Source organism: Parabacteroides sp. merdae-related_45_40 (assembly GCF_001915675.1).
The window spans coordinates 1-25,287 of record NZ_MNQY01000056.1 but is presented as its reverse complement, the minus strand read 5'-3'; the positions used below and the strand labels follow the sequence as shown (position 1 = coordinate 25,287).

Annotated in this window: 22 protein-coding genes, 1 rRNA gene and 3 pseudogenes; all 26 read left to right on the top strand. The window is 40.0% G+C overall.

Annotated features, from left to right (window positions below; all coding sequences use genetic code 11):
- Positions 1-166, top strand: a pseudogene (locus BHV83_RS09435) (polysaccharide biosynthesis/export family protein); the annotation flags it as partial.
- An 8-nt stretch (positions 167-174) separates the two neighbouring features.
- Complete coding sequence (locus tag BHV83_RS09430; protein WP_122206085.1) at positions 175-2,607, top strand: GumC family protein; 2,433 nt, start codon at positions 175-177, stop codon at positions 2,605-2,607.
- A complete protein-coding gene (locus tag BHV83_RS09425) occupies positions 2,594-3,307 on the top strand; it encodes a tyrosine-protein phosphatase (protein ID WP_005649411.1) in 714 nt (237 codons plus the stop codon). The genes BHV83_RS09430 and BHV83_RS09425 overlap by 14 nt, the downstream gene beginning before the upstream one ends.
- A gap of 156 nt (positions 3,308-3,463) precedes the next feature.
- Positions 3,464-5,032, top strand: a complete 1,569-nt coding sequence (locus BHV83_RS09420) for a lipopolysaccharide biosynthesis protein (protein ID WP_122206084.1) — start codon at positions 3,464-3,466, stop codon at positions 5,030-5,032.
- Between the two features lie 20 nt (positions 5,033-5,052).
- Complete coding sequence (locus BHV83_RS09415; RefSeq protein WP_258885442.1) at positions 5,053-5,940, top strand: nitroreductase family protein; 888 nt, start codon at positions 5,053-5,055, stop codon at positions 5,938-5,940.
- Positions 5,937-7,172: a polysaccharide pyruvyl transferase family protein gene (locus tag BHV83_RS09410; protein WP_122206083.1), complete on the top strand. Its 1,236-nt coding sequence runs from the start codon at positions 5,937-5,939 to the stop codon at positions 7,170-7,172. The genes BHV83_RS09415 and BHV83_RS09410 overlap by 4 nt, the downstream gene beginning before the upstream one ends.
- Positions 7,169-8,314, top strand: a complete 1,146-nt coding sequence (wecB, locus tag BHV83_RS09405; RefSeq protein ID WP_005639490.1) for a non-hydrolyzing UDP-N-acetylglucosamine 2-epimerase — start codon at positions 7,169-7,171, stop codon at positions 8,312-8,314. Before BHV83_RS09410 ends, wecB begins: the two co-directional genes overlap by 4 nt.
- Positions 8,315-8,320: 6 nt before the next feature.
- Positions 8,321-9,544, top strand: coding sequence for a glycosyltransferase (locus tag BHV83_RS09400; protein ID WP_286757435.1), 1,224 nt, complete (start codon positions 8,321-8,323; stop codon positions 9,542-9,544).
- 103 nt (positions 9,545-9,647) lie between these two features.
- Positions 9,648-10,445 (top strand): acyltransferase family protein, encoded by a 798-nt coding sequence (locus BHV83_RS09395; protein ID WP_005639495.1) that lies wholly within the window; start codon positions 9,648-9,650, stop codon positions 10,443-10,445.
- Positions 10,442-11,158 carry a PIG-L deacetylase family protein gene (locus tag BHV83_RS09390; RefSeq protein WP_005639497.1) on the top strand — a complete coding sequence of 239 codons (717 nt, stop codon included), beginning with the start codon at positions 10,442-10,444 and terminating at the stop codon, positions 11,156-11,158. The genes BHV83_RS09395 and BHV83_RS09390 overlap by 4 nt, the downstream gene beginning before the upstream one ends.
- Positions 11,155-12,255: an ATP-grasp domain-containing protein gene (locus BHV83_RS09385; protein ID WP_005639499.1), complete on the top strand. Its 1,101-nt coding sequence runs from the start codon at positions 11,155-11,157 to the stop codon at positions 12,253-12,255. The genes BHV83_RS09390 and BHV83_RS09385 overlap by 4 nt, the downstream gene beginning before the upstream one ends.
- Positions 12,252-13,214 carry a glycosyltransferase gene (locus BHV83_RS09380; protein WP_005639501.1) on the top strand — a complete coding sequence of 321 codons (963 nt, stop codon included), beginning with the start codon at positions 12,252-12,254 and terminating at the stop codon, positions 13,212-13,214. The genes BHV83_RS09385 and BHV83_RS09380 overlap by 4 nt, the downstream gene beginning before the upstream one ends.
- Positions 13,204-14,190 (top strand): annotated as a pseudogene (locus BHV83_RS09375) (acyltransferase family protein). The gene BHV83_RS09380 and the pseudogene BHV83_RS09375 overlap by 11 nt, the downstream one beginning before the upstream one ends.
- A gap of 12 nt (positions 14,191-14,202) precedes the next feature.
- Positions 14,203-15,321 carry a glycosyltransferase family 4 protein gene (locus BHV83_RS09370; RefSeq protein ID WP_005649408.1) on the top strand — a complete coding sequence of 373 codons (1,119 nt, stop codon included), beginning with the start codon at positions 14,203-14,205 and terminating at the stop codon, positions 15,319-15,321.
- A 2-nt stretch (positions 15,322-15,323) separates the two neighbouring features.
- Complete coding sequence (locus tag BHV83_RS09365) at positions 15,324-16,640, top strand: O-antigen ligase family protein (protein ID WP_005639509.1); 1,317 nt, start codon at positions 15,324-15,326, stop codon at positions 16,638-16,640.
- A 12-nt stretch (positions 16,641-16,652) separates the two neighbouring features.
- Positions 16,653-17,624: a glycosyltransferase family 2 protein gene (locus BHV83_RS09360; RefSeq protein ID WP_005639510.1), complete on the top strand. Its 972-nt coding sequence runs from the start codon at positions 16,653-16,655 to the stop codon at positions 17,622-17,624.
- Between the two features lie 402 nt (positions 17,625-18,026).
- Positions 18,027-18,233 (top strand): annotated as a pseudogene (locus tag BHV83_RS09355) (acyltransferase); the annotation flags it as partial.
- On the top strand, positions 18,230-18,904 hold the full coding sequence (locus BHV83_RS09350; RefSeq protein ID WP_005639514.1) for an acyltransferase: 675 nt from the start codon (positions 18,230-18,232) through the stop codon (positions 18,902-18,904). The pseudogene BHV83_RS09355 and the gene BHV83_RS09350, both read left to right, overlap by 4 nt.
- A 48-nt stretch (positions 18,905-18,952) precedes the next feature.
- The gene (locus tag BHV83_RS09345; protein WP_005639516.1) at positions 18,953-20,089 is read left to right on the top strand and encodes a glycosyltransferase family 4 protein; all 1,137 of its coding nucleotides are present in this window, start codon (positions 18,953-18,955) and stop codon (positions 20,087-20,089) included.
- A gap of 90 nt (positions 20,090-20,179) precedes the next feature.
- The gene (locus tag BHV83_RS09340; RefSeq protein ID WP_286757434.1) at positions 20,180-20,737 is read left to right on the top strand and encodes a hypothetical protein; all 558 of its coding nucleotides are present in this window, start codon (positions 20,180-20,182) and stop codon (positions 20,735-20,737) included.
- A 331-nt stretch (positions 20,738-21,068) separates the two neighbouring features.
- Entirely contained in the window at positions 21,069-21,620 is a 552-nt protein-coding gene (locus BHV83_RS09335) for a PDZ domain-containing protein (protein ID WP_234212714.1), read from the top strand.
- 10 nt (positions 21,621-21,630) lie between these two features.
- A complete protein-coding gene (locus BHV83_RS09330; RefSeq protein ID WP_122206081.1) occupies positions 21,631-22,401 on the top strand; it encodes a WecB/TagA/CpsF family glycosyltransferase in 771 nt (256 codons plus the stop codon).
- Positions 22,398-23,486, top strand: coding sequence for a GDP-mannose 4,6-dehydratase (gene gmd, locus BHV83_RS09325; RefSeq protein ID WP_005639523.1), 1,089 nt, complete (start codon positions 22,398-22,400; stop codon positions 23,484-23,486). Before BHV83_RS09330 ends, gmd begins: the two co-directional genes overlap by 4 nt.
- Positions 23,483-24,427: a GDP-L-fucose synthase family protein gene (locus BHV83_RS09320; RefSeq protein WP_005639525.1), complete on the top strand. Its 945-nt coding sequence runs from the start codon at positions 23,483-23,485 to the stop codon at positions 24,425-24,427. The genes gmd and BHV83_RS09320 overlap by 4 nt, the downstream gene beginning before the upstream one ends.
- A 19-nt stretch (positions 24,428-24,446) precedes the next feature.
- Positions 24,447-24,557, top strand: a 5S ribosomal RNA gene (gene rrf / locus BHV83_RS09315).
- A 352-nt stretch (positions 24,558-24,909) separates the two neighbouring features.
- On the top strand, positions 24,910-25,287 hold a 378-nt coding region (locus BHV83_RS09310; protein WP_286757433.1), incomplete at its 3' end, for a sugar phosphate nucleotidyltransferase.

The window sequence follows — 25,287 nt, the reverse complement described above, 5'->3', positions numbered from 1 at the left end:
CACTTCGCCTGCTTATTATCTGCAACAGAATGATGTGGTATATGTGGAGCCTAATGCTACCAAAGCCCGTCAGTCTACCGTAAACGGGAACAATGTGCGTAGTACCTCTTTCTGGATTTCCCTGGCATCTTTATTGACCTCTATTGCTGTACTTATCGTTAAATAAAAAGAGAAATGACTACTATTCAGAATAAATCAACTGTACAAAATACACAGGATTTCATTACCATACAGGATTTGTTTTATCTCTGCCTGAACAAATGGCACTGGTTTGTCATTTCGTTGGTTTTATGTTTAGGGGTTGCAACCTTTTATCTGTTGAGAACCCCATCGGTATATGTCAGGACTGCCTCTATTTTGATTAAAGACGATTCCAAAGGGAAATCTTCTTCTGCGGATATGGAATCTTTTTCCGATTTGGGGTTGTTCAAGACCAACACCAACGTTTATAACGAGATAGGAACTTTGCAATCTCCCGATATCATGCGTGAAGTAGTGTCGCGATTGCATTTGGAAATGAATTACCAGACAGACGGACGTTTCCATAAACAGACGGTATACGGAAATCAACTTCCTGTCCAGGTGTCGATTCCTAATCTTTCAGAGAATGAATCCGCCACTTTCGAACTTCATCTGGCAAAAGACGGTTCAGTGGAATTATCCTCTTTTACACGGAATGGAACAGAAATAGAAAATGCCGATATCGTGAAAGGCAATTTGAACGACAGCATCCAAAGCCCCTTAGGACCTGTTGTCGTCGTTCCGTCGGTAACTTATTCAGGTAAAATGGAAAGTACCATTTATGTAACCCGCCAGTCTTTGGCTGCGGCATCAGCAGGTTGTTCTGCCAACTTGACGATATCCCAGAACGATGAGAAGTCTAATATCATCACGCTGTCTTTCCAAGATGTGTCTACCCAACGGGCGGAAGATGTACTTAACACCCTTATAGCCGTTTACAACGAGAACTGGGTAAGGGACAAGAATCAGATAGCGGTCAGTACCTCCATGTTTATCAATGAACGTTTAGGGGTAATTGAAGGAGAACTCGGCAATGTGGATGATGATATATCCTCCTTCAAGAGTGAGCATTTGCTGCCGGATGTACAGGCGGCGGCAAGTATGTATATGACTCAAGCCAATGAGGCCAATACCGCAATTCGTGAATTGAACAACCAGGCATATATGGCCCGGTATATCAGGAATTATTTGACCAATGAAACTAACAAATACCAGTTGCTCCCTGCCAATTACGGTATTGAAAATGCAAGCCTTTCCACACAGCTGAATGAATATAATACTAAGTTATTGGAACGAAACAGCTTGGTGGCACATAGTAGTACCAAGAACCCCTTGGTTCGAGAAATGGACAAATCGTTGGATGCTATGCGAAATGCATTGATTTCTTCTATCGACAACCAAATGGTGGCTTTGCGTGCGCAAATCAGAAGTTTGGAGGCTATTGGAGGCAAGGCAACCTCGCAGATCGCCTCCAACCCGAAGCAGTCCAAATACTTGCTTAGTGTGGAACGTCAACAAAAGGTGAAGGAGTCACTTTACCTGTATTTGTTGCAGAAACGTGAAGAGAATGAACTTTCACAGGCGTTTACGGCTTACAATACCCGCATTATCACCAAGCCCGGCGGTAGCATGATACCTACCGCTCCGGTCAAGAAGAATATCCTGCTGGTGGCATTCGCCCTGGGAATGCTGATACCTGTGGTTATCATCTTTATGAAAGAAAACATGAATACGGTGGTTCGCGGGCGCAAAGATTTGGAGAACCTTACTATTCCGTTCGTGGGCGAAATACCACTTGATTTTCGTAAGAAAAAGAAATTCTCCCGGCAGACACAGGAAAAGGAATGTGCGGTAGTGGTTAAGGAGAAAAGTCGCAATGTCATCAACGAGGCGTTCCGCGTAGTACGCACCAACTTGGAATTCATGCAAAACAAGGGAAGCGAATCCCACGTCATCATGATTACTTCCGCCAATCCGGGCAGCGGAAAAACCTTTATCTCCTTTAACCTCGCTACCAGTTTAGGCATCAAGGGTAAACGGATTATAGCGATAGACCTTGACCTGCGCAAAGCTTCTTTGAGCCAATACGCAGGCAGACCAAAGAAGGGCATTTCCGACTATTTGGCAGGAGATGTGAAAGACATCAAGGATGTGATTGTCAAACCATCAGGAGATGCCAAGATAGATCTTATTCCGGTTGGCACAGTTCCTCCAAATCCGACAGAATTGCTCTTTTCCGAACGCCTGGAACAACTGATAACCGACCTCCGTGCGGAATATGATTATATTTTCATCGACTGCCCGCCGGTTGAAATTGTGGCAGATGCCGCCATCATCAATAAGCTGGTGGACATGACCCTATTCATTGTACGTGCCGGATTGCTTGACCGCAGCATGTTGCCGGAGATAGAGAAATTCTATGCCGATAAGACATACAAGAACATGTCCGTTATTCTCAATGGGACGGATGGTGGCAGTGGGCGGTACGGCTATAAATATGGCTATAAGTATGGGTACAAGTATGGCTTGCAGGATACGGAAAAAATGAAGAGTGAAGAAAAAAGGATACAAGATGTGGCCCTTTAGAAAACAGGTAAGTTTGAAGGATAGCGACATCTTCCGGGGATTTACCGACTGGCACTGCCACCTGCTTCCCGGTGTGGATGACGGTGTGCAGACGATGCAGGAATCCCTGCAAGTTCTCTCCCTTTATGAGGAGTTGGGTATCAGCGAGGTTTGGCTCACGCCCCACATCATGGAAGACATACCGAACCGTACGGAGGATTTGAAAGAACGGTTTATGGAACTGAATGCCGCCTATCAAGGGAATATCATACTTCATCTTGCTGCGGAAAACATGCTCGACAACCTGTTTGAAGAGCGGCTCGCTAAGAACGACCTGCTTCCTTTGGGAAATGAAGGGAAACATCTGTTGGTGGAAACCTCTTATTTTAACCCACCGATGGGGTTGAACAACATCCTGCTCCGCATCAAGTCAAAAGGCTATGTCCCCGTCCTGGCACATCCGGAACGATATGTGTATATGGATGCTGGCGATTACCGGCAATTGAAGGAGATGAACGTGATGTTCCAACTCAATTTGTCCAGCATTGTTGGCGGCTATGGAACGGAAGTCAAAAAGAAAGCCGAATGGCTGTTGAAGAACGGCTTCTATGACTTGGCTGGCAGTGACACGCACGGTCTTGCCGTTTTAGAAGCCGTCCTGTGCAAACAAAAATTACCACAAACCGGCCACGAACAGGTGTTCAAAGCCGATTTATGGTAATCAAAAGACGAATCAGACAACCGGTTCAAGATCGCGATACTCGACAAACCATAAATTAAACTTGACGACAATGCCGTAAATTCCATTTTATTTCGGCAGTCGTGTTTCCTCCGACAAATTGTCAAAACTATATTTTGATTTCCAATTACATACGTCATGGAAAATAAAACCACCACAGAGTCACGTGTAAAAAAGACGTTGCTCAATGCCCGTGTCAACCTTGTATTCTATTTCTTGACACTTGCATTAAGTTTCTTTTCGCGCAAGATATTTCTTGACTGCCTCGGAGCAGATTTCGTAGGTTTGACAGGTACGCTCCAGAACTTGCTCGGTTTTCTCAACCTTGCCGAGTTAGGTATCGGTTCTGCTATAGGATACGTGCTCTACAAGCCCTTGTTTGAACGGAACCAAGAGAAGATAAATGAGATTATTTCCGTTATGGGCTATCTCTATCGGTGCATAGGCATCATGATATTGAGTGCCGGATGTGTGCTTGCCTGTTTTCTGCCACTGATATTCCCCGATAGTACTACGGGGTTTGATATATTGCTTATTTACTTTGCCTATTTCTCCTTTCTCGTCTCCTCGCTCATCGGTTATTTTATCAATTACCGGCAAAACCTGCTTGGAGCCGACCAACGCAATTATGTAGTCACAGCATATTTCCAGTCAGCAAATATCATCAAGACCCTTATCCAGATGTCTCTTGCCTATTATACGCACAGCTTCTATCTGTGGGTATTGATAGAGCTTCTTTTCGGCATCATCTATTCATTTATTCTTAATTGGAAAATCAACCAGACTTATCCGTGGTTACGGACAGAAGTGCGGTTAGGAAAGGCTTTGTTCAAGAAATATCCGGAGGTGATGAAATATACGAAACAGCTGTTCGTACAGAAAATAAGCTATTTTGTACAGTATCAGACAGCCCCGTTCCTTATATATTCTTTCGTAAATCTTCAGATTGTTGCATTTTATGGAAATTATACAATCATTACCGATAAACTGGCACAATTTGTAAATTCTTTCCTTGAAAGTTCTCAAGCAAGCATCGGAAATTTGATTGCCGAAGGCAACCGAACTAAAATATTGCACTTATTTTGGGAATTGCTGAATATGAGATACTTTGTTGGAGGTGTATTTTCATTTTCCATTTTCATATTGCTTGAACCATTTATATCCATTTGGTTAGGACATGAATATATCCTTCCTGAGATTGTGCTATATCTTGTCGTTTTGAATGTGTTCATTAGTTACACACGAGGTGGAGTAATGCAGTTCCTATTCGGATATGGAATGTTTTCTGATATTTGGGCACCACTTGCAGAGATTGTGATAAATTTAAGTGTCGCTATAGCGTGTGGCGCAAAATGGGGATTGCCCGGTATATTGTTAGGAGGACTTACAAGTCAGGTATTAATAGTGGGTATTTGGAAACCATATTTTCTATTTTCCCAAGGATTTCGTGAACCTGTGTGGAAATACTGGAAAGGATTGTTTATAATGCTTCTATGTGTCATGTTTCCTGCTATTTTGATCATCAAGTTTATAATACCCTTGTTGTCAATAAATCCATCAGAAAATTATTTATCATGGATGTTATATGCATTACTAAGTATTATTAGCTATGCTACAATATTGCTGTCATTAATGTATAGTTTCAATTCTGGAATGAGAAAATTCATAAATAGATTTATAAAAAATAGAGGATGTTCAATAGATTAAGAAAATTGTGCGGAAGATATATGCGAGCATTGTTACCGCGTAAACTTTATAAACTTATTGCCAATGGAGCAATTATTGTGCCGGCGTATTATAAAGATATTATAGCTGATGCAGAAACAAATTTTGACTTGTCTTTAGAAGATACAGATGACAAGGCTATTCTATTGATGCGAAAATATGCACATATTATAGATAAAGGATTGCATAGGGTTGATGCCTCGCCTGGTCACAGTAAAAAATATTATTCTATACTTAAAAGTCTTATTGAAAGATTGGAAAAGACAGAGTATGCAACCGATTCTACTCTCACATGGGCTAGAAGCAAAATTATAGCATACGAACATCTTCAGGTAGAGGATAATTTCATTCCCTTACGAGGTGAGAAGCCAACAATAAATGTTTCCTTTGAGCAATTGGAAAAATTGGTAATGGCACGTCGTTCCAATCGTTCATTTTCCTTAAAGAAAATTTCTGATGAAGACGTAATAAAATTAAAGAATTTGGCAAACTGGGCTTCCAGTAGTTGTAATAAACAGCCCATTGAAATTTATGCGACCAATAATCCTGAATTATCAAAGGAATGTCTCAAATATTGTAAAGGAGGAACTGGATTTAGTGAATTTATTCCCTCTTTTTGGGTATTTACAGCAAATATAAGGGGATATGTGTGGCCTAGTGAAATCTTTTTGCCATCAGTAGATACTTGTCTTGGGGTTCAAAATATAATGTTGGGGGCAACTACATTAGGGCTGTCTGCAACAATACTTTCATGGGCACAAAAGGATAAGAATGAAGAACGAAAAATAAGAGAACTGCTTCATATTCCTGTTCATCATCAGATTATAATCTGTGCAGTAATGGGGTATGCGGATATTGTTAACCAAACTCCAGAAAGGAAAAATATATGAGAATCTTGTTAATAAATCAATATTCCGGGAATAAGGGGGATAGGGCTGTACTTTATGCAATGTGCCGTATTCTTAAATCAATATATCGCGATGTAGAAATAACTGTTTCAACATCAGACCCGGAGTTATGGAACGGGTACAAATACTATTCGTCTGAAGGTATCAGGTTTGTACCATGGGGGTGGGATTATGATAGAGTGAAGAAATATAAATTCTATTGGAGATTTCTGAATAGATTCAAAAAATACACGTTTACGCTTCTCCGTGAATCTTTTATGAGAAATGTATCTCTTGCTCGTTTTTTGGCTAATCCTGAATTTAAAAAAGCATTAAAACAATCAAGTGTAGTAATAAGCGTGGGAGGACATCATTTTACTACAATGTTGTCACGCGATTTAGTCTCAAGCATTAACTTTGATGCAATGGTGGCTTCATCATATAGGAGAATAATATGCTTCTCCCAATCTTTCGGACCATTCGATTTTCATAATCCCAAAAATAGGTTACTTACTCAACGTCTATTATCTAACAGTATATTAATGCCTAGGGAAGAAAAATCTGTCAAGGAAATCCACACATTTTTGGGTAAAGAGGAAGCAGAAGTTATACCGACCTACGAAAGTGTACTGACATTGGCAAACCATATACAGTATCTTCCGATAGAGCAAAGAGACAATGTGGTTGGAATTGCTATTTATTGTACGCAATCCCGAACCGTTGAAGAACGAAAGCATTATCAGCAAACAATCGCAGATTTTTGTAATTACGTAATAGATAAAGGTTATTCGATACGCTTTTTCCCAATGGAGATAAAAGGCTCTGCTCCTGATGACCGTGGTTTCATTGCTGAAATAATCGCCAAAGTGCTTCGGGCAGATAAATGTTTCATATACGAAGATGATATGGAAACACTGGAGCATTTAGAGGAAGTATCCAAATGCAAGATATTCCTTGGGCATAAAACACACAGTACCATATTTGCCCTTGCTACCGGAACTCCATTAATAGCATTGGCATATCATCCCAAGACAATCAAGTTCCTTCAGCAATTTGATATGGCATTAAATGCGATTGATGACAAACAACTTTCAATTCAAGCTTTAATACAAGTACTTGATAGACTAAATACCAATTTGGATGAAATAAGTCAATTGGAATTCAATCGTTCTCAAGAAAAAGCAAAAAAAATTAGTTCGGATTTAATGACTGCAATAAATATATTATCACGATGAAAACAATAATGTTGGTTTTTGGCACACGCCCTGAAGCCATTAAGATGTGTCCACTGGTTAAGGAATTTCAAAAGTACACAGAGCAATTTAAGACTATAGTATGTGTTACAGGTCAGCACAGAGAGATGCTTGACCAAGTGCTTACTATCTTTGATATAAAGCCTGACTACGATCTCAACATCATGAGACAGGGACAGGATCTGTATGATGTTACGGCTCGTGTGCTTACAGGAATGCGAGACGTACTCAAAGAATGTTGTCCGGATGTGGTTCTGGTACATGGCGATACAACCACCTCCACGGCAGCAGCCTTGGCTTCATTCTATATGCAGATACCCGTAGGTCATGTAGAGGCAGGGCTTCGCACACACAATATCCATAGCCCATGGCCAGAGGAAATGAATCGACAGATTACAGGACGAATAGCCACTTATAACTTTGCGCCCACACCTTTGTCAGAGAAGAACCTGATAGTCGAAAGTGCCCAAGGGCAAATCTATGTTACAGGTAATACAGTCATTGATGCTTTGCAAATGGTCGTTGACAAACTCAGAAATGATGCGGCTCTTTCCTCGAAGCAAGAGCAAATTCTTGCCACGGCTGGCTACAATATTACGCGACTTGACCAAGGCAAGAAACTTGTACTTATCACCGGGCACCGGCGCGAAAACTTTGGTGATGGCTTTATTCGCATGGTAACAGCCATGAAAGATCTTTCTGAAAAATATCCTGAAGTGGATTTTGTATATCCCATGCATCTTAATCCCAATGTGCGCAAGCCTATCCATGAGGTATTTGGAGAAAATCTCACTCGATCCAATTTTTTTTTTATTGAGCCATTGCAATACTTGGAGTTTGTCCATTTAATGAGTAAGGCTTATATTGTGCTTACCGATTCGGGAGGCATTCAAGAAGAAGCGCCCGGACTCGGAAAGCCGGTGCTTGTGATGCGCGATACTACAGAACGCCCTGAAGCTTTGGAAGCAGGAACTGTAAAACTTGTCGGTACCGACTATGACAAAATTGTTCATGAAGTGTCTGCACTTATCGATAATTCGGAATATTATAAAGAAATGAGCCATGCAATCAATCCTTACGGAGATGGAAAAGCATGTGCCCGGATAGTAAATGCCTTAAGATAATATACGATGAGACTATTGATGATTGCTACAGGGTATCCGCCTTATCTCTTCTCAGAAAATTTGTGTAATGGAAAATTAGTAATGGCCTTGCTGCAAGCAGGGATTGAAGTGGATGTTATTTCACGTATCGATGAAGGTCCTTCATACGGAACTGATTGGACGGAACCATGGAACATGCTTAAACCGACGGCTCATACTATCACTTATGAATCGGGGAATAGAATCCAACAATTTGCGGATGTCGTTTATTCAGGTTTAATAATGGGAGGAAGTTTTGTGCCCGGTGTACGCTGGATGCGACGCGCTTATGAAAAAGCAGTTGAACTCATATCAACCAATCAATATGATGCGATTTTAACCCGATCTCCTAATGATACAGCACATTTCATTGGCGAAAAGTTAAAAAAGAAAACAGGGATTAAATGGATTGCCAACTGGAATGACCCCGCCGCACCAATATGGCCTGGATTATATAAACATGATTATACAGCCAAAGAGCAGAAACGGAAAATGATAGAGACGGCCCGGTTACTTAAATCTGCTGATATTAATACGTTTCCGTCAGATAGCCTTAGGCAGCATTTTGTAACATTCTTCCCATTTTTGAAAAAACAAAAGACTATAGCAATACCACATATTGGCTTGTGCCAGAATTTTTGGCCTCTATCAGTTCAAAGAACTAATGATTGCAAGTTAAAGTTGCTCCATTCCGGCAATCTTTCAGTGGAACGTAATCCAGAGACTACTTTTCAGGCTTTACGTTACGTTATTGATAGTGGTTTTACTAGTTTGGAGTTTCACATAATGGGCCATATCAATGATTATACATCACAATTAATAAAGAAATACAGTCTTCAGGATTACGTAAAATGTATCGGTAGTTTTTCATATATGGAAGCATTATCTAAAATGCAAACTTATGACATCTTAGTACTTCTCGAAGCCAGATTGGAAAAAGGTATTTTCTTATCAAGTAAATTCACAGATTATCTGCAAACCGGGTTACCGATTTTGGCGATTTCCCCAGCTAATGGATTTGCAGTAGATATGCTACTAAATCAAGAAGGTGAATTTTTAGCCGATAATCAGAGCGTTGATTCCATTGTTTCCTCCTTAAATAAAATAATTGCAAGATGGGAAAAAGGCGTACTTGCCGATTGTGCCTCCAAAAAACTATATGAAAAAGTCTCTCCTGAGGCAGTAGTTAAACTATACAAAACTTTAATTTAACAAGAAATGCTTGTCAATTGCAAAGGATACAGATGCGATATTGCCTTATTGCGCATATTGTGCATTGTAGTGGTGGTATTTTTCCATGGGTATGGAATGATGTATGCCAACCATTTTTCCGACTGATGTAGCAGAATTATATCGTCAACAATATGAATTGATTAATCAATATGGACTTATTAACTTGGCAATGCCGATGTTTGTCTTTATAAGCGGTTTCCTTTTTGGAAGACAATTAAAACGTAAGCCGTTGTCGTTAGTTAAAGTTATAAAAGACAAGTTTGTTCGTCTGATGATACCATTCTTTGTCTTTACCATATTTTTTATGTTAACAACGAACAGCTTGTCGTGGGAACCGTTTTACCGCTGGACTTACTGGCATTTGTGGTTTCTCCCTATGTTATTTTGGTGTTTTATTGTTACATATTTGATACATCCGTTTATAATGAACAACAGAGCATGGGTTGCTATTTTAACCCTTTTAGTGCTGTTTGCTATTTCACTGGTAGGAAAAGTTGTTCCGATGATAATAGGTGTGCATAACGTTCACCTATGGATTTGCTGGTTCGCTTTCGGAACATGGTTCTGTAGTCATGAACATTTAATTACTAAAGGATTTAGCCAAAAGTTCGTAATTGTCTGTGGAATTAGCATTTATGTGATTATTAGCTATTTTGTTCCATGGGAATATGGAAACAACAACCTGATGGGAACAATTGCAACATTAGGAGGAATATTGGCTTTGTGGAGTATGGCAAATATATTATTTCCATTAGATTATTGGGCTATTGAGCATACCACCTTATTCCCTCTAATATTTTCATTGATGGCATTCATCATTTCATGGGGACTGACATGGCTTTTACTTAAAACTCGTTTTGGTAAATTTCTTATAGGATGAAAAATTTGCTCCGTTATGCACATTGTGTATGGTTAAGGATAATGGCGTGTAAAGCGCGAAAGTTTCTACCGGATAGGCATATATTGATTGTTGCTCCTCACCCCGATGACGAAATAATAGGATGTGGGGGATTGATAGCCCACCTTGTAAAAGAGAATAAAGCACCTCATGTTGTAATCATGACAGGAGGAGAAGGCTCTCATCACGGTTGTTGTGATACTTCATCAGGTGATATAGTTGCAGCACGTCGCCGACTGACCCGTAATGCTGCTGCCATTGTAGGATTGCCGATTGAGAATATTCACGAGTTGAATTATCCCGATGGAGGCATTTCCATGAATAATACGGAAACAGACAGATTGAAAGCGTTGATTGATGAATTGCAACCCGATACAATTTTAGTACCTCATTGGGGAGAAGGTTGGAGTGACCATATTCAAACTGCTGAAATAGTAAAACAGATAGCCCCCCACTCTGCTAAACTTTGGATGTACTGTGTATGGGTATGGTACTATAATGTGTGGCGTGATTTGGATTGGAAAAATGCAGCACAATTGTGTATGACTCCTGCCGAACATCGGATTAAGCTTGATGCTATGGATGCTTATATACGCCCTTTGGCACCATGCGGCAAACCGTGGAGCGGAGTGTTGCCGAAAGTGTTTGTAAAGGCGAATAAATGGAATAGAGAACTTTATTTTAGTTTAAAATGAGTAGATTGCAGCAACAAGCAATTGTTATAGGTGATTCATTTAACAATACGCTTGGTTTAATTCGGAGTCTTGGAGAAGCGAAAGTAGATATCGTTTTGTTGCTTGTGGGTGACGATCGTCTGTTTGTTTCAAAAAGTAGATATTTGAAAAAATCACAGATTTTCCAAATGGAAACTATTGATGATTGCTTGCCTACGTTGCTTCGTATTGCGGACAAGACCAAACAACAGACAATCATTTGTACGAATGACATTGCAACCCAATATATAGATGAGTATGAAACAACCCTTTGTTCCCTGTATATAACTCCAATGAAAGGAAGACATTTAGGAAACCTACTGAATAAAGATGAACAATGCCGTTTAGCCGAAAATTGCGGCTTAACAATACCACAATCAATCATCTATAATCGCAACGAAGATTTCCCTACTGTTTCATACCCAATATTAATGAAGCCGGCCAATAGCAATACAGGAGAAAAATCTGATATACATATTTGCTACTGCCAAAAAGATGTCAATAAAGCACTTTCTGCAACATCTACTTGCAACCAATTCATTATCCAAAAGTTTATTGAAAAAGAATACGAAATAAACCTCATCGGTGTCAGTACCGTTAATGGCGTATATATTCCTGGAGGAATTCGGAAAATTCGCCATTATCCTACAATCTATAGCCCATGCTCTTTTGGAGTATTCCAATCGGTAGAAAACTTGAATGTAGATGTTCATTCGATATTAAAATTAATGCAACATGTAGGGTATCATGGACCATTCAGTGTGGAATTATTACATAAGAATGCAAAAAATTATTTTATGGAAGTCAATTTCCGTCATGATGGTCTTGCCTATGCCGCTACCGCGAGTGGTGTGAATCTTCCTGCAATGCTGTTCAACAGCCAAACTGTTCCTATGACAGTTAACAACACATACATGATGGATTTATCAACAGACTATTGTCATGTCAAGGATGGTACCTTATCGCGTAAATATTGGTTTTATGATTTCAGGAAAACAAAATGCCAATTGAATTTCAATCGTCACGATTTAATGCCTACTATATATTATTATGTGAATAAAATAATGAAACATATATGAACCCTATTATTAGTCTTATAGCTCCAGCTTACAACGTGGAAAAGTACATTGAAGCATGTGTACATAGTTGCGAGAATCAGGATTTACCACGAGATAGCTATGAAATCATTATCGTAAATGATGGAAGTACTGATTCTACTTATTCTACAATTGAGAGGTTGTCAGGTGTTTACGAAAATATAAGAATTGTTACGCAGAAGAATCAAGGATTGTCAGTTGCCCGTAATAATGGTTTCAAATTAGCACGAGGTAAATATGTATGGTTTATTGATTCTGATGATTGCATTTCTTCCAATTGTCTCGGAAAATGTTTAGAGATTATGGAAAGAGATGATTTGGATGCTTTGGTCGTTGCTCCTTCAGTTCCGTTTAGGGAGATATTTCCTTACAAATTCGATTCAGAAGCGGACGTGTCAAAAGTTTATGATGGAGAAAGTTTTTTATTAGATAGTGGCTTTTTTGTTGTCGGAGCATGGTGCTATATATTTAAGCGTCAGTTTTGGCACAACAATAATTTTGAGTTTTATCCTGGAATATCATACGAGGATACTCAACTTATTCCATGGGCAATTGCTCATTGCATGCGAATTGCCGGGTTGATCAAGTTCAGTTGTTATGATTATATCCAAAGAAATGGTTCAATAATGAACTCGCCTGTCAATCAACACAAGATAAAAAGTATAGCTATGATTGTAAATTCATATCTTGATTATTCGGCTCAAATAAGCTCAGAACGACTTAAGAATTATTTTTTAGAGAATTCAACGAGGCAATATATTTCAGGTATCAAGATGTCGGTACAAAGCGAAAGAGGGGATGTAAATGTATTCCTAAATTACATACGGAAATATCCAACAAAAGTAGGTAAATTTCCTTATAGCTTGTATCAGCTGTTTGTTCTTAAATATCCTCTGATTTTTGCAAAATTATTAAGACTCTTGAAAAAATATGATTCGTGAACGTCAGACTTATATTGATGTCCTTCGTATGACATGTATGATATGTGTCATAAGTTTTCATATATTTGGTAGGTTGGATGATCTTTTTCGTGATTCATTCTTAGATAAATCTGCTATACTCTATGGTAGTGCAATATTGGTTCAAATTTCAGTAGCAATGTTTATGTTCCTTGCAGGATATTGTTATCGGAAACCACAGAGAAAAGATGTTTTAATGTTTTTGTTAAAAAAATAAAAAAGGTTGCTGATCCCTTATCTCGTTTTTTCATGCTTGATAATGTTTAGCACTGGTTTCTTTGATGTGGGTGAACTGCTCGGAGGGGGATTTTATCATTTATGGTTTCTTACAGCATTATTTTGGTGTTTCATGTTTTCAATGTGTATTGATTATTCCCATCCAAATTCTTTATTATTACTCCCAATTTCTTTAATACTTATAGCAATTCATTTGCCAAACTTATTTGGATTACAAGATTTTGTTAAGTGGTATTTTTATTTTGTAGTTGGTGCATTGATGCACTCTTATAATAGTTTAGAGACTTTTATAAGCAAGAATATTACTTGTATAATCTGCTTGATTATAGCCATCGGAATATTTGTTTTCACCCCTGCTCTAAAATATAGAGAAGGTTCAATAATCCATGCAATAGCAACTTGTTTGCTCATTTGTATTCTATTCTGCTTGGTAAAGAAACGTTGGAATAACAAACAAGGATTAAAAGTCAACGCGGCTTTTATATATGTTGTTGGGAATTCTTCAATGGGCATTTACATCTTCCATTTCTGGGTGTTGATATTTATGCTTTCTTCTACGTCAATCAGACTCTTTCATTTAAATAAGTTAGTAGAACATGTTTCCTATCCTTTTGGCAGGAAGCTTGATAATTGTAAATTTTCTGATAAGTTTTGTTCTTACAGTGCTTCTAAAAAAGACTCGCTGCGGCTGCTGGCTGTTGGGAGAAAATTATATAAATAATTTGCTAAATAAATGAATGTATTAGTATGTATCCCTTGCCTGATGACAGGAGGAACAGAAATTCAGACACTCAATTTGGTGAAGGCCCTTATCACCGCAGAGCATAAAGTGACAACAGTCTGCTATTTTGAACATTCTACAAACATGGTGGAACGTTATAAGCAAGCTGGAAGCAACGTATGCTTATTGAGTCCTGATGGGAAAAGACCTGTGGGGATAACAAACACGGTTATTCTCCTGTATAAGGGATTGCACCGTGTATTGAGGGAAGTAAAACCCGATGTGGTACATGTGCAGTACATGGCACCGGGCGCCATCCCTATTATCATATTACGTCTGTTAGGCATCAAGCGCATAGTAGCGACGGCTCATACGGCTGCCGACATCTATCTTTCTTTGCGATTATTACACTTCGTTTCGCGATATATACTTACAGCATTTCAATGTATTACAGAACGAGCAGAGAATTCGTTCTTCGGAAATTCGCAAATGTATAAAGCTGAAATGAAGTTAACCCGACATGGCAATCATTTTACCATTTACAATAACTTGCCACCTTATATTTCCATAGCCAATAAAGAACAACGAATCGGCAAAGTGATAACCATAGGAGTTGTAAGCCGCCTGGAGCCTATCAAGGGAATGGACTTGGTAGTGCCTGCTTTTGCAAAAATTCATGCCATGAATCCAAATACGCGCTTGTTGGTAGTGGGTGATGGCTCGCTATGTCCACTAATGGAGCAACAGAAGAATGATGCCGGATTGAATGAAGTCGTTAAGTTTGCAGGCGTACAACCACAGGAGGCTTTGCAAGCGTATTATGACAGCATAGACATACTGTTGATGCCTTCGCGCAGCGAAGGATTCGGACTGACTGCAATAGAAGGAATGGCACGGGGATGTGTAGTGGTTGCGGCAAATACCGGAGGATTACCGGAAGTGGTAAGTGATGGTAAGGTAGGTTTGTTGCATGAACCGGAATCATCGGATTCGCTTGCAGAAAAAGCCATACGGCTTGTAAATGACAGGGAATTGCTTATGACCATGAAACAGAATGCCATCGGTCATGTAGCAAGATTTTCATTTGCACATTATTCTGAATTAATCAATAACTTGTATTCGAAATTGTAATTATGGCTATTGTCATTAACGCAATAATCACGGTCATACTTCTGTACTATGCCTATAAGTATGCTTCCGGTGGCACAATGATCATAAAACATCCGTTTAAGGTTGGCGAATATTATGAATGCAACAACAATTTGTCGTTTATGATATTCAGTGTAATGACGGCAATGGTGTTTTTAGGACCACTATCACTGGTGAAATATGCTATATGGATATTCTTCATGTTGTTGATGTCACGCCGATGGGTCAAGAAATGGGATGGTGTGATGACGATATACCTGATTTTCATATTATGGAATCTATATACGCTTACCTATTCTCACTATATCTTTCAAGGCTGGATGATGATTGTCAAATTTTGCCTACCAATACTCTATTTCTGGGTGGGGTATAATGCCGTAAAGGAGGAGCTTGACTTGTGGGTGTTCTTGAAGCGTACAGTACTAATCTGTGTAATCTATTCATTTCTGATAGGTGGAGTATCTGCTAAGTTGATTAGTCCACTTTATGGGTTTCTTTGTTTTGGAACCGGAGGAACATTCGTTGCATACGCTTCTTTGGCAGACTTTTATGCAATACTGATAGGTATTCCCGTAATGCTGTATATTTTTACGTCTGAAAGGAAATTTTTATATGCAGCAGGTCTGTTGTTTTTATCATCGATATTGGAGAGTGTGCGAACAGGTATCGGCGCATCCATTCTTGGTCTTTCACTTCTGTTTTTAGCCTATAAAAAAGGACGGGCTGTTCCAGCCGTGATGCTTTTGATAGCACTCTTTGTTGGCTCCGTATTCTTTGTCAAACCCGTAAAAGATAAAATGTTTGGCAAACAGGCTGAAACCGTTACAATCAGTAATGTAGGCAAGGCTAAAATCGAAACTAGCGGACGCGAATACATGTGGAAAAGGATAATGAATCACTGCTACAATCCAAATCCCACGTTCGGTAGTGGTTGTGGTGGTGCGTTGGGATGGCTGAAGGACATAAACAGTAAGGGAGGATTGGTTCTTATTCATTCTGATTGGGTGCAGATGATGTCGGAATCAGGCAATATTGGTTTGTGTCTCTATATTTTGTTTGCCGTATTCATGTTGTTTAAAGTGCTGGCCATCACATGGAGGTATAGGAACAATAAGATGTTGACACTCTTGGGCGGCACAACCGTAGGAGCCTTTGCCGCCTGTTTCTTTTGCATGGGATTTGACAATGTCATCACATACGCCCAACAAGGCTATGTACTGCCGTTTATGCTGTTCGGCATATTCCTTAAGACAATTGACTTGACTGAAAACGGAGAATTTGAAGAAGAAATAATTCCATAATATGTTGAATTAATGATATCTGTTGTTATACCTTTATATAATAAGGAAAAGAGCATTGCGCAGACACTGGAATGCGTGCTTAATCAGACGTACAAGGATTTTGAGGTAATTGTAGTGGATGATGGCAGTAAGGATAATAGTGCTGCTATTGTGGCACAATTCACAGACACACGAATCCATTTAATCCGACAAGAGAATGGAGGTGTCAGTGCTGCCCGAAACAGAGGAATAGAAGAGGCTCAGGGAAAATATGTGGCATTCCTTGATGCTGATGACGTATGGCTGACAGATCACCTTGAAAGCCTTGTAAATCTGATTAGACAATATTCCCAGTGCAGGGCATGGTCCTCAAACTATGTCAATAACATAAATGGTACAGATTATAATATTATTCTGAATAAAATACCATTTAAAGGAGAAAGTGGAATTTTAACTAATTATTTTGAAATATGCAGTTGTTCCCATCCACCAGTTTGCAGCATTACAACATGTGTAGAAAAGTCCTTATTGAAGGAAATAGGTGGTTTTCCCGTTGGCATTACCTCTGGCGAGGACTTGCTTACGTGGGCAAGAATTGCAATAAAAACCGACTGGGCATATACAAAGAAAGCGACAGCAGTTTATATGATGCCAGCTACAAATTCATTTACAGAAAGGCCAACTCGCCCAAATGATGAAGGAGACCCTGTTTGCGATGGACTGAAATTATTACTGAAAACGGAGTATTCAAAAAAACATGAATTGAGGCATTTCATAGGTCGTTTCTACAAAATGAAGGCTAGTACGAACTTGCGGTATGGTGATAGGTGGAAGACCATTTGTGAATGTATGAAGTCACTTGTTTATAGGCCGTTTGCGAAAGAAACTTATCCTATATTGCTTCTTGCCTTGATGCCAGGATTTATTCAGAGAAGGATTTTCACCATCCATTCTTATGATAAAGTAGCTGATATTAAAGATGTAAAAAAACTAATAGGGAGGTAAACATGGGCTTTTCGCATTTAGTTATTCATTGTCTGAATACAATGGAATTAATGTTTTAAAATGAGATAAACGATTAGTATAAAATATGAGTTACATGAACAGAATATGGTATTATGTATTTCGTTGGTATGCTGTAGCAATAAAGCTGATTGCCAGAAGGGGGTATGACAAATGGATTGTAAGAGCCCATAAGAAAGCGGGTGTCATTTTTATTGGAAGTCCGGAATACATTGACTCACATTCGCATTTAGACCCATCTGGAGGATTGACCATAATGGGGGGGTAGTTATTTTTACTAATGTGATAATCCTTACACATGATTGGTCTTTTCTAAAAGGGTTGATAGCTATCAATAAGGTTAATGAATGTATTTCTTCATTTCATGCTCTTGCTTATAATGGCGTCAGCATTGGAGAAAATAGTTTCATCGGTGCTGGAGCCGTGATTTTACCTGGTACCAAGATTGGAAAATTTTGTATCATTGGAGCCGGATCTGTTGTGAAAGGGAATATTCCTGATTATTCTATTGTGGTCGGTAATCCTTGCAAGATTATCAATGACACGCGAAAGTTTGGGGAAAAATTTTTAGTTCGGTCGAAAGAATCATGAATATCTATTTTAAATATTTACTGTCTTTGCCCAAATCATTATGGTTTAACTTCCGCCACCTGCCACTGAAACAGGCGCTGAAGCTACCGTTTTATGTCCGCTATGGAACACGCGTCAGCGTTAAAGGACGAATAATAATTGAAGATGATAATCATGTAGGTATGGCTATGATTGTCATTGGATCCCATGAAGCTGATGTCTCGGACCCCAAGCATACCACTTGCTTGACGGTGGAAAGAGGCGGAGAATTGGTATTTCAGCACACTGCACACATCGGACTGGGAACGAAGATATTCGTTAAGCATGGAGCAAGGATGTATCTTGGCGATAACTTTGCTGTAAGTGCCAACTCGCAGTTTGTATGTTACAAAAGCATCATTATGGGGCGTGACATACAGTTTGCCTGGAATTGTTTGGTAATGGATAGTGACACACATTCCATCTATAGTGACAAGGGGTGTATCCAAAAAATGAATCCCGACAAAGAGGTTCGTATTGGGGATAAAGTATGGATAGGCTGTAGAGTAACTATCTTGAAAGGCTCGCATGTGCCGAGTAATTGCGTTATTGGTGCAACAAGTTTTGTATCGGGAAGCAAGTTTGAATCCAATAGTCTGATTGTTGGCTCACCAGCTAAGTCGGTCAAACCTATTGCAGGATGGGAATTATAGATTAGAGGATTTCTATCTCAGTTAATAGTCATAAGTTATTTAGGTATTATGTTGGAAAATAATACAAAGATTCTGTTTGTTTGTCCCATGCCGCCGCCAGTACATGGCTCGTCGATGGTGAGCCAGAGCATCAAGGAGAGTAGCGTGCTGAACGATGAGTTTGAGATGGACTTTGTGAATCTTTCCACTTCGCGCACGATGGAGGAGATTGACAAAAGGTCGTGGTCGCTGTATGCACGCAAGGCGGTGAGGTTCATCGGGGCTTATGCCAAGACGCTTTGGCTGTTGACTACGCGCAAGTACGACCTGTGCTATCTTGCCATCACTTGCCATGGAGTGGGCTTTCTGAAGGATGCTCCGTTTGTACTGCTGTGCAAACTTTTTAGGCATAAAGTGGTGATACACCAACATAACAAGGGGATGGCTAAAGATGTGGATAGGCATATTTACCGATGGTTGCTGCCTATGGTATACCGGAACACGAAGGTTATATTGCTGTCGTGGCGACTGTATGCTGATATAGAAAAGGTTGTGAAACGTGAGCAGGTGATGATTTGCCCTAATGGGATTCCCGATACGAATAGCAAAATAACTTCTGCGGAAAGGCATAATGATGTACCGCACATTCTGTTCTTGTCTAACTTGATAGTTTCCAAGGGAGTGTTGGTCCTACTCGATGCGCTGAAAACATTAAAAGAAAGGGGATGCAGATTCGTTTGCGACTTTGTTGGAGGAGAGACAAAAGAACTGGATGGTCGGAGATTTGCACTGGAGATTGAAGCAAGGGGATTGGATGATATCGCCGTGTATCATGGCAGGAAATATGGCAAAGATAAGGAGGCGTTTTTGCAAACGGCTGATATTTTCGTTTTTCCAACTTTCTATTTCAACGAATGTTTCCCTTTGGTCATCATAGAGGCTATGATGAATGGACTGCCGGTAATCTCTACCGACGAGGGCGGAATAAGGGATGAGGTGAAGGACGGAAAAAATGGATTTGTGGTGAAACCGCAGGATTCCAAAGTTCTTGCTGATGCGATACAACGATTGTTGGATGATAAGAATGCAAGGCATACAATGGGAGCAGAAGGAAGACGGATGTTCAAGGAGCGATTTACAATGGTGTATTTTGAAAACAACATAAAAGGTATTTTGATTGACTGCATTGAGGCCAATGACAAATAGCTTATGAGTACGCTTTGAGATGGAGTCTCCGAGGTACTTTGTGAATTGGAGCCATGTGAGAAATAGTCTAATAATTAAATCTATTTTGTAATGTACGATTTTTGGCAAGATAATTATGAATGGTTATTATCGGGCATAATTCCTACCTTGATAACGGCAATCTTTGGTATAATTAAATATAGAAAAAACAAAAGGAACAAGGACGTATCTCAAGAAAAGAATATCCAAACTAATACTATTTATGCCAATAACAATTCAGGTCATATAACTAACAACAACCACCAGAATATCAATATTGGAGACACGAAGAATACCGCTGAAAGGAGATATAAGAATGCCATTGAAATCGTAAAGAATGAATTATTAGATAATTATCGTGATTTATATGTGTTGATAAATGGAATTGAAGAACGAGTTCCTCAGAAATTCTGGGATGTACGCAAACCCAATGAATCGGAAGATACATTTCAGGAACGGGCAAAAAACTTTCATAAGGAATATCAAACAGGAATTTTTCAACTGATTCAGACTTTTAAAATAAAAGAAGAGATATACAACATATCCAAACAAGACTTGTCTTTCAATTGTAACAATGCAAACTGCATAAAAACATATACTATTGGCAAAAAGATGTGTATGACACGCTAAATAATTTTTCATCCACATTATCGCACTACATATCTCTTAATTACAGAAATTACGAACTTTATTTGAAAAACAAATCGCTCCATGAGGATAAGGTGCTTAAATCAAAAATATCACTGTTGCAATCGTTAAGAGAATTCATACATGTATATCCAGGGGAGGAAGACAGCCTCTTTATCCATATCAGTGAAATGGGATTTGACCATATAACAGCAGGTATGGACATAAACATCCAAAATCTAAACATTGAATTGAAAGAGTTATATACGAAAAGGTCGGATATATAAAAAAAAAAATTCCAACGCCTCTCAGAACGTTAGAAATCGAAAGGATTATGCGAGATCCCTTTTTGATGCTTTTGCGTAAAAGTGCAGGATTGACAGAAGAATTAACCCCTGCTGAATATAGTGCGTTGTTGAATAAAGAAATTCAAACAGAGGTGACTGATCCTCAGAAGTTAATTTCACTTGCAATAGCGTCATACACAGAATCTGACGGAAGAGAGGCAATCTATTATTATAGAAAGGCTTTGGATTGCAAAGAACTACCCTCAAACATCAGGGTCTTTATAGAACAATCATTGTCAAGATTGCTAAATCCAGACATTTATGATGGTGGAATTGGTCTGATTATTTTAGAAATTCAAGAAAATAGCATGTTATCTGAAAGATTGAATATCGGCGATGTCATTTTCAAAATCAATGGAAATGTCCTCTTAGAACCAGCTGAAATTTTATCTACAATGGCAACTGCCAGTAAGGAAGAGAATATATTATTAGAAGTATATACGAAAGAACAAAAAAGAATTTCGATATCTCTTCCTGGAAGAACTCATTTGGAATGTATAGTCAGTCAATCTGTAATGCTAAACTTATTTTTTATATAAACATCATCACATGAATACATATTTTAATATCCGTTACGAGTTTGACAAGAAGCTTGTGTGGAATCGTATTGCCTCGCAGGTAAAAGCGGAAAAGTCTGATTATATATGTGTGGCTGACGGAGTGGTACTGAATATCGCCAATAGGAAACCGGAATACCTGAGGGTGATTAATGGTGGAATGTTCTCTATTTGCGACAGCGGGTATGTGCCGCTCTATCTGAAATGGATCTATGGCGTGAGGTATGAGCAATACTGTGGGGCGCAGATATTCAAAGATATTGTTAGTTCAAGGAAATACCGTATGATGTTCATGGGTACTTCGCAACGGACATTGGATGGGCTGAAGAATACCATAAAAGTATGGAATACAGATGTACTTACGATGACATTCTATGAACTACCATTCTGCGATGTGAAAGAGTTTAACTATGAAGATATAGCACGGCGTGTGGAGGAATCAGAGGCTGACATCATTTGGATAGCTCTCGGTGCTCCGAAACAGGAGATGTTCATGTCGAAACTGAAGCCTTACCTGAAACGTGGGGTGATGATCGCCGTAGGAGCAGCATTCAAGTTTTACAGCGATACAGATGAGAGGCGTGCTCCGCAGTGGATGCTGAAAACGCATTTGGAGTGGGTCTTTCGTATTATGTGCAGTCCGAAGAAGCAATTGAAACGGTGCTCGATGATTATCTTGACCTTACCACGACTGCTAATAGAAGAAATCAAGCGGAAGTACAATAAAAAGCATAATGACACTATTAACACTATGTACAAATGAAGAAAGCATTGATTACCGGTATCACCGGACAAGACGGTTCGTTTCTTGCCGAATTTCTTTTGGGTAAAGGATATGACGTACACGGCACCATCCGCCGTTCGTCAGTGGATTATAGAGAACGCATCGCTCATCTGGAGGGGCATCCGAACTTCCACTTGCATTATGCCGACCTTGGCGACTCGATGAGTATACTGCAAGTGGTAAAGAAGGTGAAGCCGACGGAGATATATAACCTTGCCGCACAGAGCCATGTGCAGGTATCGTTTGATGCACCCGAGTTTACGGCAGACGTGGATGCTACGGGCGTATTACGTATATTGGAAGCTGTGCGCCAATGCGACCTGATTGATACATGCCGCATCTATCAGGCATCCACCTCCGAACTTTACGGTAAGGTAGAGGAAGTGCCACAAAACGAGAAGACGCCTTTCCATCCTTACAGTCCATACGCTGTGGCGAAACTCTATGGCTACTGGATTGTGAAAGAATACCGTGAAGCATATAACATGTTTTGCTGTTCGGGCATCTTGTTCAACCATGAGAGCGAACGGCGTGGAGAGACTTTCGTGACACGCAAAATCACGCTGGCTGCCGCACGCATTTCACAGGGCAAGCAAGATTGCCTCTATTTGGGTAACTTGGACTCCCTGCGTGACTGGGGCTATGCCAAGGATTATGTGGAATGTATGTGGTTGATTCTTCAACATGATACCCCGGAGGATTTCGTGATTGCCACTGGTGTGCAGCACACGGTGCGTGAATTTGCCACGCTTGCCTTCCGTTATGCGGGCATCGAACTTCGCTGGGAAGGAGAAGGTGTACAGGAGAAAGGCATTGACGCAAAGACAGGGAAAACGGTGGTGGCGGTAAGTGAAGACTTCTATCGCCCGACGGATGTAGTCAACCTCTGGGGAGACCCGACCAAGGCAAAGAACGAGTTGGGATGGAATCCGCAGAGTACCTCCTTTGAGGAACTGGTTCGCATCATGGTGACGCACGACATGCAGAAAGTGGCAGCGGAACATGTTACCAGCGTAATGAGGACGAACTTGGCTGAATATTTGGAGAAAGGAATCGTGAAATGATGGAGAAAGACGCAAAAATCTATGTGGCGGGACACCGGGGTATGGTTGGTTCTGCCATTGTACGTGAACTGAGACGACAGGGTTACACGAATATCATTACCCGTACACATAAGGAATTGGATTTGACCCGTCAAGAAGCGGTGGAAAAGTTCTTTGCGGAGGAGAAACCGGAATATGTGTTCCTTGCCGCAGCCAAAGTGGGCGGTATCGTAGCCAACCAGTCGGCATTGGCGGATTTTATGTATGAGAACATGATATTGGAAATGAACGTTATCCATGCGGCATGGCAGAACGGGTGCAAAAAACTGGAGTTTTTAGGCTCATCTTGTATTTATCCACGCATGGCACCCCAACCGATGCCGGAATCATGTTTGTTAACGTCGGAATTAGAAAAGACGAATGAGGCCTATGCTTTAGCTAAAATATCCGGTCTGAAATATTGTGAGTTTTTGAATCGGCAGTATGGTACAGATTTTATTAGCGTGATGCCGACCAATCTATATGGTCCCAATGATAATTACCACCCCGAACATAGCCACGTGTTACCGGCGCTTATCCGTCGTTTTCATGAGGCAAAGGAAGCAGGTCTGAAAGAAGTGGTCTGCTGGGGTGACGGAAGTCCGTTACGTGAGTTTCTCTATGTTGACGACTTGGCCAACCTATGTGTATTCCTGATGAATAACTACTCGGGGAATGAGACGGTAAATGCCGGAACAGGGAAGGAAATCACCATTAAAGCCCTCGCAGAATTGGTGGCTAAAGTTGTTGGTTTTGAAGGCTTAATCAGATGGGATACCTCACGTCCTAATGGCACACCCCGAAAGCTATTGGATGTATCGAAAGCGACTTCGTTCGGATGGACTTACAAGACGGAACTGAAAGAAGGCATACGCCTTTCATACGAGGATTTTTTGAACAATCCCATGAGGGCGAAACGATAACATAACTAATTACCCATTATATGGTGATTATAGCGACAGGGAATACATCTCTTCCCATTCCGAACAGAGAAGTGAAGACTGTTTGCGCCGATGGTACTGCAATTTGCGGAAGAGTAGGTAATTGCCAAAGAGAGATCAACTAAGTTTAACTTAAAACGAATTTAATATGAATTTTATATGTAAAATTTAGAACAGCCTCTCTCAATGGAAGACGAGGCTGCCAAATTGGATAGTAATAATACTTCTTTTTCTTGCCACTGCACAGACGCTAGACAACGCTCATCAGTCATATGTTGCATAGACAAGTGCAGAGCGGTTCGCTGCTGAGTTAACGGTATATGGATTATACGACAACTTATTGAGCAAACAGAAACAGGATGAATTACTGGAAGTTTTGAAAATCTAATCTTCCAACAGGTTGAGGGTTCCTGTCAAAACCCTCTTTTTTATTCTTAACTTATTGCATTTATTGAACCATTATCATGCAAATTATTTTATTATCCGGAGGTTCCGGAAAGCGGTTGTGGCCTTTGTCAAACAATGCCCGTTCAAAACAGTTCATAAAGTTGCTCGATGCTCCCGATGGGCAAAAAGAGTCGATGTTGCAGCGTGTAGTTCGTCAATTGGGGGAATCAGATTTGAAGGGACATGTTACCATAGCCACCAGTATCTCGCAGGCTGATGTTATTGTCAATCAGTTGGGTGACCACATTGATGTAGTGACGGAACCGGAAAGACGTGATACATTTCCAGCCATTGCTTTGGCAGCTTCATATCTGAAATATGAGAAATCATGTGCCGATGAAGAAGTAGTTGTTGTTATGCCTTGTGACCCTTTTACGGAAGCAGGATATTTCAAA

Excerpts from the sequence above, each read along its gene's own strand:
- BHV83_RS09410 (WP_122206083.1), top strand. The coding sequence starts at position 5,937 with ATGAGAATCTTGTTAATAAATCAATATTCCGGGAATAAGGGGGATAGG.
- BHV83_RS09380 (WP_005639501.1), top strand. The coding sequence starts at position 12,252 with ATGAACCCTATTATTAGTCTTATAGCTCCAGCTTACAACGTGGAAAAG.
- BHV83_RS09395 (WP_005639495.1), top strand. The coding sequence starts at position 9,648 with ATGCCAACCATTTTTCCGACTGATGTAGCAGAATTATATCGTCAACAA.
- BHV83_RS09365 (WP_005639509.1), top strand. The coding sequence starts at position 15,324 with ATGGCTATTGTCATTAACGCAATAATCACGGTCATACTTCTGTACTAT.
- gmd (WP_005639523.1), top strand. The coding sequence starts at position 22,398 with ATGAAGAAAGCATTGATTACCGGTATCACCGGACAAGACGGTTCGTTT.
- BHV83_RS09415 (WP_258885442.1), top strand. The coding sequence starts at position 5,053 with ATGCGAGCATTGTTACCGCGTAAACTTTATAAACTTATTGCCAATGGA.
- BHV83_RS09335 (WP_234212714.1), top strand. The coding sequence starts at position 21,069 with ATGCGAGATCCCTTTTTGATGCTTTTGCGTAAAAGTGCAGGATTGACA.
- BHV83_RS09400 (WP_286757435.1), top strand. The coding sequence starts at position 8,321 with ATGAGACTATTGATGATTGCTACAGGGTATCCGCCTTATCTCTTCTCA.
- BHV83_RS09370 (WP_005649408.1), top strand. The coding sequence starts at position 14,203 with ATGAATGTATTAGTATGTATCCCTTGCCTGATGACAGGAGGAACAGAA.
- BHV83_RS09340 (WP_286757434.1), top strand. The coding sequence starts at position 20,180 with ATGTACGATTTTTGGCAAGATAATTATGAATGGTTATTATCGGGCATA.
- BHV83_RS09345 (WP_005639516.1), top strand. The coding sequence starts at position 18,953 with ATGTTGGAAAATAATACAAAGATTCTGTTTGTTTGTCCCATGCCGCCG.
- BHV83_RS09385 (WP_005639499.1), top strand. The coding sequence starts at position 11,155 with ATGAGTAGATTGCAGCAACAAGCAATTGTTATAGGTGATTCATTTAAC.
- BHV83_RS09430 (WP_122206085.1), top strand. The coding sequence starts at position 175 with ATGACTACTATTCAGAATAAATCAACTGTACAAAATACACAGGATTTC.
- BHV83_RS09420 (WP_122206084.1), top strand. The coding sequence starts at position 3,464 with ATGGAAAATAAAACCACCACAGAGTCACGTGTAAAAAAGACGTTGCTC.
- BHV83_RS09360 (WP_005639510.1), top strand. The coding sequence starts at position 16,653 with ATGATATCTGTTGTTATACCTTTATATAATAAGGAAAAGAGCATTGCG.
- BHV83_RS09425 (WP_005649411.1), top strand. The coding sequence starts at position 2,594 with ATGTGGCCCTTTAGAAAACAGGTAAGTTTGAAGGATAGCGACATCTTC.
- BHV83_RS09350 (WP_005639514.1), top strand. The coding sequence starts at position 18,230 with ATGAATATCTATTTTAAATATTTACTGTCTTTGCCCAAATCATTATGG.
- BHV83_RS09390 (WP_005639497.1), top strand. The coding sequence starts at position 10,442 with ATGAAAAATTTGCTCCGTTATGCACATTGTGTATGGTTAAGGATAATG.
- wecB (WP_005639490.1), top strand. The coding sequence starts at position 7,169 with ATGAAAACAATAATGTTGGTTTTTGGCACACGCCCTGAAGCCATTAAG.
- BHV83_RS09330 (WP_122206081.1), top strand. The coding sequence starts at position 21,631 with ATGAATACATATTTTAATATCCGTTACGAGTTTGACAAGAAGCTTGTG.
- BHV83_RS09320 (WP_005639525.1), top strand. The coding sequence starts at position 23,483 with ATGATGGAGAAAGACGCAAAAATCTATGTGGCGGGACACCGGGGTATG.